Source organism: Rhodoferax sp. (assembly GCF_023701345.1).
Taxonomy (GTDB): Bacteria; Pseudomonadota; Gammaproteobacteria; order Burkholderiales; family Burkholderiaceae_C; genus Rhodoferax.
In genome coordinates, this window is sequence record NZ_JAMPXE010000158.1 from 1 (window position 1) to 6,612 (window position 6,612).

A 6,612-nucleotide genomic window follows, 5' to 3' on the forward strand; every position below is an offset into this window, starting at 1 on the left:
CATGAACCTCAAAGCCTCCCTGATCTGCGCCAGCGCCCAAGAGCGCGAAGCGCTGCTCACCACACTGGCCACACCAGCGGGTGTGGAGATCAATGTGCATGTGGGTGACGCCAGGCGGCTATTGGCCGTGATGCAAAAGGACCGACCCGATGTGGTGCTGCTCGATTTTCCGACGTCTGACAATGATGCCTTTGAGCAGATCGAAGCGGCCACTCTGCGTGTGCCCGGCGTGATGGTGCTGCTGGTCAGCCCCGACGCTTCCATAGAGTTGCTCAAGCGCGCCATGCAGGCCGGTGTGCGCCACGTGCTGCCAGCGCCCCTGAACCCGACCACGGTCCAGCGCGCCGTGGACTACCTGCAAGAGAAAGCGTCCTTAAGCTCGCGCCTGATGGACAACGAGGGCGAGTTGCTGGCTTTTCTGAACGCCAAGGGGGGCTCTGGCAGCACGTTTCTGGCCAGCAACCTGGGCTATACGCTGGCAGCGGCAGGCAAAAGGGTGCTATTGGTGGATTTGAACCTGTTTTTTGGCGATCTGGCGGCCAACGTGACCGACCGCAAGCCGGGCTCCAGCATTCTGGACATTGCCCGCCAGGGCGAACGCATTGATGCGGCCTTGCTGGCGTCCAGCGTGCTGGCCGCGCGTGAGAACTTGTATGTGCTGGCCGCGCCGCTGCTGCCCTACCGTATCGAAATACTCTCGCCGGCCATATTGCAAAAAATCCTGGAACTGGCGCTCGGTCAATATGACTTTGTCATCCTGGACGTGGGCCGCACGCTGGACCCGACCACCATCAAGGCGCTGGACCTGTCGGCCCGCATTTACCTGATCCTGCAACTGGCCTTGCCGGCGATTCAGAACGTCAAGCGCATCGAGACCGTGTTCGAAGGGCTGGGTTATGTGCAGGGCAAGTTGAATGTGGTGGTGAACCGTTATGAAAAAAACGGCGCCATCGGGCTCGATGAGCTGGAGCGGGTCACACAGACCAAGGTAGCGCGCACGGTGCCAGCCAGTTATGAAGCGGTCATGGCTTCGATCAATGAGGGGGTTCCGCTGCCAATGCTGTCGCCGCGCGATGTTGTAGCGCACGTTTTACAGGCATGGGCCAATGATTTGTCGCCGGTCATGCTCAAGCCGAAGAAACACTGGTTTTCGGCGCTGACGGGTGGCAATTGAACCTGAAGCTGCCGCCAGCACCCCAATCATTACCAAGCGAGAACCATCATGGACGTTCAAACACAAGCACAGGAACTCCGACTGAAATCATTGCCGACCGAGCCGGACGGGGCGCACCCTGCCGCCGCCTACACGCATTCGGAATACCACACGCTCAAGGACAGCTTGCACAGCCAGTTGTTGAGCCGGATCGATCTGACTGTGATGGCCGACATGAAGCCAGAGCGGCTGCGCGAAGAGCTCGGTCTGCTGGTGGAACGGCTGCTGCAGGAGACCGGGGTGGCGCTGAATGCGCCGGGGCGCAAACAACTGGTACAGGACATCCTTGACGAAATCATGGGCCTGGGGCCGCTGGAGCCGCTGCTGGCCGATGCGTCGATTTCCGACATTCTGGTCAATGGCCCGCATCAGGTGTACGTGGAACGCAACGGCAGATTGGTGAAGACCGACGTCAACTTTTCTGACGACGATCACCTGATGAAGATCATTGACAAGATCGTGTCGCGCGTGGGGCGGCGCATTGACGAATCCAGCCCGATGGTGGACGCGCGCCTGCCCGATGGCTCGCGCGTCAACGCGATCATTGCGCCGCTGGCGCTGGACGGCCCGCTGCTGTCGATCCGCCGCTTTGCCGTGGTGCCGTTCACCATGCACGACCTGCTGGAAAAGCGCACGCTGACGCCAGTGCTGAGCCAGCTTCTTTCAGCGATGGTGCGCGCCAAGATGAACATCCTGATCTCGGGCGGCACGGGCACCGGCAAGACAACCCTGCTGAATGTGCTGTCGGCGTCAATACCGCACAACGAACGCATCGTGACGATTGAAGATGCCGCCGAGCTGCAGCTTCAGCAACCGCATGTGGTGCGGCTGGAAACCCGCCCCCCGAACATCGAGGGCAAAGGCGAGGTCAGCCAGCGGGCGCTGGTGCGCAACAGCCTGCGCATGCGCCCGGACCGCATCATCGTAGGCGAGGTGCGTGGCGCCGAGGTGCTGGACATGATGCAGGCCATGAACACGGGGCACGAGGGCTCGATGGCCACGGTGCACGCCAACTCGCCGCGCGATGCGCTCACACGGCTGGAGAACATGGCGGGCTATGGCGGCGCCGCCATGCCGCAGGATGCAATGCGCCAGCAGATCAGCTCGGCCATCATGGCCGTGATCCAGATTGCCCGCCTGAACGACGGGCGCCGCAAGATCATCAGCCTGCAGGAGATCACCGGCATGGAAGGCGACATCATCACCATGCAGGAAATCTACGGCTTCAAGCAGACCGGCATTGCCGCCGACGGTTCGGTGCAGGGGCATTTCAGGGCCACCGGCGTGCGGCCCACGTTCATGGACCGGTTGAAGTCCTACGGCCTTTTGGTACCTGAAGAAACCTTTGATCCAACCCTTATTTACGAGTGACATCATGGACTACAGTTTTTCACTGTTATTGATCCTCGGCTTTGTGGCGGTGGTTCTGCTGTTCGAAGGGCTCTACGCCTACTGGAACGACACCCGCAGCCCGGAGGTGCGCCGGGTGGCGCAACGGCTGCGCGCCATTTCCGCCGGCGGTCACGCCGAGGGCGAGGCAAAATTATTCAGGGAAAGAGTGCTTAGCCACACCCCGGCCGTGCAGCGCCTGCTGCTACTGCTGCCACGGGTGCACCAGCTGGACCGGCTGCTGCTGCAGGCCGGCAGTACCTTCACGGTGTCGCACCAGCTGTCGGTGTGCGCCCTGCTGGCGCTGATCGGGCTGGTGGCGGGCTTGGTGCTGAACTGGCCCGGTGTCGTGATTTTGCTGGTGGTCGTGGCGCTGGCGCTGCTGCCCTTGTTGCGGCTGGTTTGGCGGCGCAACCAGCGACTGCATCAAATAGAAGCCCAGTTGCCTGACGCCATGGACCTGATCGCGCGGGCGTTGCGCGCAGGCCACGCGTTTCCGTCGGCGCTGGCCATGGTCGGTGCAGAGGCGCAGGAACCGATTGCGGGCGAGTTCAAGATCACCTCCGACGAAATCGGCTATGGCATCTCGGTTGACAACGCCCTCAACAACATGGCCACGCGCATTCCCAGCCCGGATGTGCGCTACTTTGTGATGGCGGTGATCATTCAGCGCGAAACGGGGGGCAACCTGGCCGAGTTGCTCGGCAAACTGGCCGAGCTGGTGCGCGAGCGCTTCAAGCTGTTTGCCAAAGTGCGGGTGCTGTCGGCCGAAGGCCGGCTGTCGGCCTGGATCCTGGGGGGGCTGCCGTTTTGCGTGGCCGGCGCAATTCAGATATTGAACCCCAAGTACCTGTCGGTGCTGTTCACCGATGAGATGGGCTTCAAGCTGGTGATCGGCGCGCTGGTGCTGATGGTGATCGGCATTTTTGCCATGTGGCGGATCATCGACATCCGGGTCTGAGGGAGCCATCATGAACATGCAAATTTTTATTCTGATCCTGGTCTTTCTGGCCGTCACGGGGCTGGCCTGGGGCGCGACGCTTTGGTTCAGCCGCGACCCGGCCCTGCGGCAGCGATTGAGCCAGCTGGTCAACCCTGAAGGCAGCGGCGAAAAAAGCCTGATTGCTGGCAGTGAGTGGCAAGCCAAGGTGATCAAGGCGGTAGGCCCCATGGCCAAGCTGTCCATGCCCAAGGCGGGTTGGGACGAGTCCAGCCTGCGCGTGCGTTTCATGCAGGCCGGCCTGCGCGAGGCGTCGTGGCCGGCCCTTTACTTTGCCACCAAGAGCGTGCTGGCGCTGCTGTTGCCAGGCCTGTTTGTGCTGTACCAGGGTGTTAGTTCCATACAAATGACGGTCAACACCACGGTGCTGGTGCTGGTGCTGACCGCGGCCATAGGTTACTACCTGCCCAATGGGCTGCTCGCCAACGCGATAGAGCGGCGCAAGCAGGAGCTGCAAGACGCTTTGCCCGATGCGCTGGACATGATGCTGGTGTGCGTGGAAGCCGGCCTGGGGCTGGACGCGGCCATGAACCGTGCCGCCAGCGAAATTGGCTTGCGCAGCAAGGCGCTGTCGGAAGAACTCAACCTGGTGGCGCTGGAACTGCGCATGGGTGTGAACCGCGAACAGGCCTTACGCAACCTGGCCTTGCGCACGGGGGTGGACGACATTGCGTCGTTCGTGGCCATGCTGGTGCAGTCGGACCGTTTTGGCACCAACGTGGCCGACGCGCTGCGCATCGAGGCCGAAACCATGCGCACGCACCGCCGCCTGAGGGCCGAGGAGCGGGCGGCAAAAATTCCGCTGAAACTGCTTTTCCCGCTGATTTTCTTTATTTTCCCGTCATTGCTGCTGGTGCTCATGGGGCCGGCCATGATCAGCATTTACCGCGTCCTGCTGCCCACCATGGCTGGGAATGGCTGATCACTGTCAATTTGTCAAGGAGTCTGTCATGAAATTCAAACTCAACGCTATTGCATCCGTGACCCTGCTGGGCGCGCTGCTGGGTTGTGCCCCGCTCATGCCGGGCGCGCCGCTGGCAGGCTCCAGCATGGCACCGGCCCGCGGCCAGGCCAGTGCAGTACCGGTCAAGGTGGCGCAGGCACCGGCCATTAATGCAGCGATGCCCTCAAGCGCAGCCCTGTTCAGCATGGGTCTCACCGCGCATGGCGCAGGTCAGCTCACACTGGCCAGCCAGCGCTATGTGCAAGCTCTGGAGATGACCCCTGATCATGTGGGCGCGCTCAATGCGCTGGCGGTCATTTATGCCCAGTCAGATCGCACTGGCGCGGCCCTCAAGCTTTTTGCCCGCGCCAGCGAACTGGCGCCCGCCAGTGCGCATATCCGCAACAACACCGGCTACGCCCTGCTGCGCGCCGGCCGGCTTGACGAGGCTGAAATCGCGCTGGACAAGGCGCGTGAACTGGACCCGTCCAATACGCAGACGCAGCAGAACCTGGCTCTGTTGGCCAGTGCCAAGGCCAATCACCAGTCTGTGGGTTTGGCGCTGCCGTCAGAGGCCGCAGATAAGGACGGGCCGCGCCTTGTGGCAGTGGCGCCCAATGTGTTTGAGTTGCAGTCTCCCACGCATGCGGCAACCGAAACGACCGCTCCGGACCTGGGGAAAGTTGCCAGCACTTCCGTCCATGACTTGCCCCCAGGGTCAGCCCAGGACAGTGAAGTCATGGCCCGTCTGGCGACCATGACCGCCAGCGCCGAACTGCACGGCGTCCGCCTGGAAGTGTCCAACGGCGTGGGCATCACGAGACTGGCGCGCCGCACGGCAGACCGCCTGGCGATCGAGGGCGTATTGACCGCCCGGTTGACCAATGCCCGGCCTTATCGGCAAGCCAAAACCGAGATCCAGTTTGTGGCGGGCCAGTCACTGGCAGCGCAGGCGCTGCAGACACGCATGCCGGTGGCGACGCAAACAGTGCCCGCAAGGCGTTTGAATGCGGGTGTCCAGTTGCGCCTGGTGCTCGGTCATGACATGGCTGGCAGGGCGATTACCGCATGGCTTGAGGCCACAGAGAAGAAGCAGGTAGCGGCCAGCATGCAGGGCGGCTGGCGCTGGAGCTGACGCTGCGTCAGTGCTCCTCTGCCTTGGCTTCTTCAAGCAGCCACTGGCGGAAGGCCTGCACCATCGGCCGCCCGGAAATGGACTCCTGGACCACCAGAAAGTAGGCATAGTTCTGGCCCACGGCAATGTCAAACGGGGCCACCAGCCGGCCTTGCGCAATGGCGTTGGCCACCAGCGGCCTGGAAGCCAGTGCCACACCCAAACCGTCCAGTGCGGCCACATACGCCATGCCGGAGTCGCCAAAATGCGTTCCGACCCTGGTGTCTGCGCCGCTCACGCCGGCCAGGCGAAACCAATCTTCCCAGCGCGGGCCCGAGCGCTCGTTGGCGGTGGCATCGTCATGCAACAACACCTGATGGCGCATGTCGGCTGGCACGCGCAGGGGTGGGCCGGCCTCAAGCAGCTTCGGACTGCACACGGCAATATAGTCGGAGCCAAACATGCGGTCCACGTGGTAGCCCGGATACGCACCGTTGCCAAAGCGGATCGCCACCAGCGAGTCCTCCTGGTGCAGGTCCACCGGCTCGAGTGCGGCGACACCCGCCACCTGGTTGCCGTCGATGGCGTTCAGCGAACGAATCACCTGCAGGCTCAGTGACGGCTGTGCCAAGGCAAAGCGGCGCAAGCGCGGCACCAGCCAGCGGGTGGCAAAAGACGGCGGCAAGACCACGATCAGACGGCCATGGTCAACGCGCTGATGGGCACTTTCCACCGCAGCGGCAAAACATTCGAGCCCCTCGCGCACCTTGGGCAGCATGGCCTCGCCCTGAGGCGTGAGCGCCAGCGCGCGTGTCAAGCGGTCAAACAGGGGCCAGCCCAGCGACGTCTCCAGCAGCTTGATCTGGTGGCTGACCGCGGTCGGCGTGACCGACAACTCCAGCGCTGCATTTTTGAAACTGAGGTGGCGCGCCGCTGCTTCAAAGGCACGCAGC

6 protein-coding genes are annotated in these 6,612 nt (G+C 62.8%); 5 read left to right on the forward strand and 1 reads right to left on the reverse strand.

The window, feature by feature from the left end; genetic code table 11:
* The 5 genes from NDI87_RS15725 to NDI87_RS15745 form a co-directional block, all read left to right on the forward strand.
* The coding region (locus tag NDI87_RS15725; protein ID WP_296276411.1) for an AAA family ATPase at nt 1-1,174 on the forward strand (1,174 nt) is incomplete at its 5' end.
* Between the two features lie 48 nt (nt 1,175-1,222).
* Entirely contained in the window at nt 1,223-2,584 is a 1,362-nt protein-coding gene (locus tag NDI87_RS15730; protein ID WP_296276412.1) for a CpaF family protein, read from the forward strand.
* Nucleotides 2,585-2,588: 4 nt separating this feature from the next.
* Nucleotides 2,589-3,563 (forward strand): type II secretion system F family protein, encoded by a 975-nt coding sequence (locus NDI87_RS15735; protein WP_296276413.1) that lies wholly within the window; start codon nt 2,589-2,591, stop codon nt 3,561-3,563.
* A gap of 10 nt (nt 3,564-3,573) precedes the next feature.
* On the forward strand, nt 3,574-4,524 hold the full coding sequence (locus NDI87_RS15740) for a type II secretion system F family protein (protein ID WP_296276415.1): 951 nt from the start codon (nt 3,574-3,576) through the stop codon (nt 4,522-4,524).
* Between the two features lie 28 nt (nt 4,525-4,552).
* A complete protein-coding gene (locus tag NDI87_RS15745; protein WP_296276417.1) occupies nt 4,553-5,680 on the forward strand; it encodes a LytR C-terminal domain-containing protein in 1,128 nt (375 codons plus the stop codon).
* A 7-nt stretch (nt 5,681-5,687) separates the two neighbouring features.
* Here NDI87_RS15745 and NDI87_RS15750 read toward each other — a convergent pair.
* The coding region (locus NDI87_RS15750; protein WP_296276419.1) for a LysR substrate-binding domain-containing protein at nt 5,688-6,612 on the reverse strand (925 nt) is incomplete at its 5' end.

What these genes read in the sequence shown, in the direction of transcription:
- NDI87_RS15735 (WP_296276413.1), top strand. Translation starts at nt 2,589, where the DNA reads ATGGACTACAGTTTTTCACTGTTATTGATCCTCGGCTTTGTGGCGGTG.
- NDI87_RS15745 (WP_296276417.1), top strand. Translation starts at nt 4,553, where the DNA reads ATGAAATTCAAACTCAACGCTATTGCATCCGTGACCCTGCTGGGCGCG.
- NDI87_RS15730 (WP_296276412.1), top strand. Translation starts at nt 1,223, where the DNA reads ATGGACGTTCAAACACAAGCACAGGAACTCCGACTGAAATCATTGCCG.
- NDI87_RS15740 (WP_296276415.1), top strand. Translation starts at nt 3,574, where the DNA reads ATGAACATGCAAATTTTTATTCTGATCCTGGTCTTTCTGGCCGTCACG.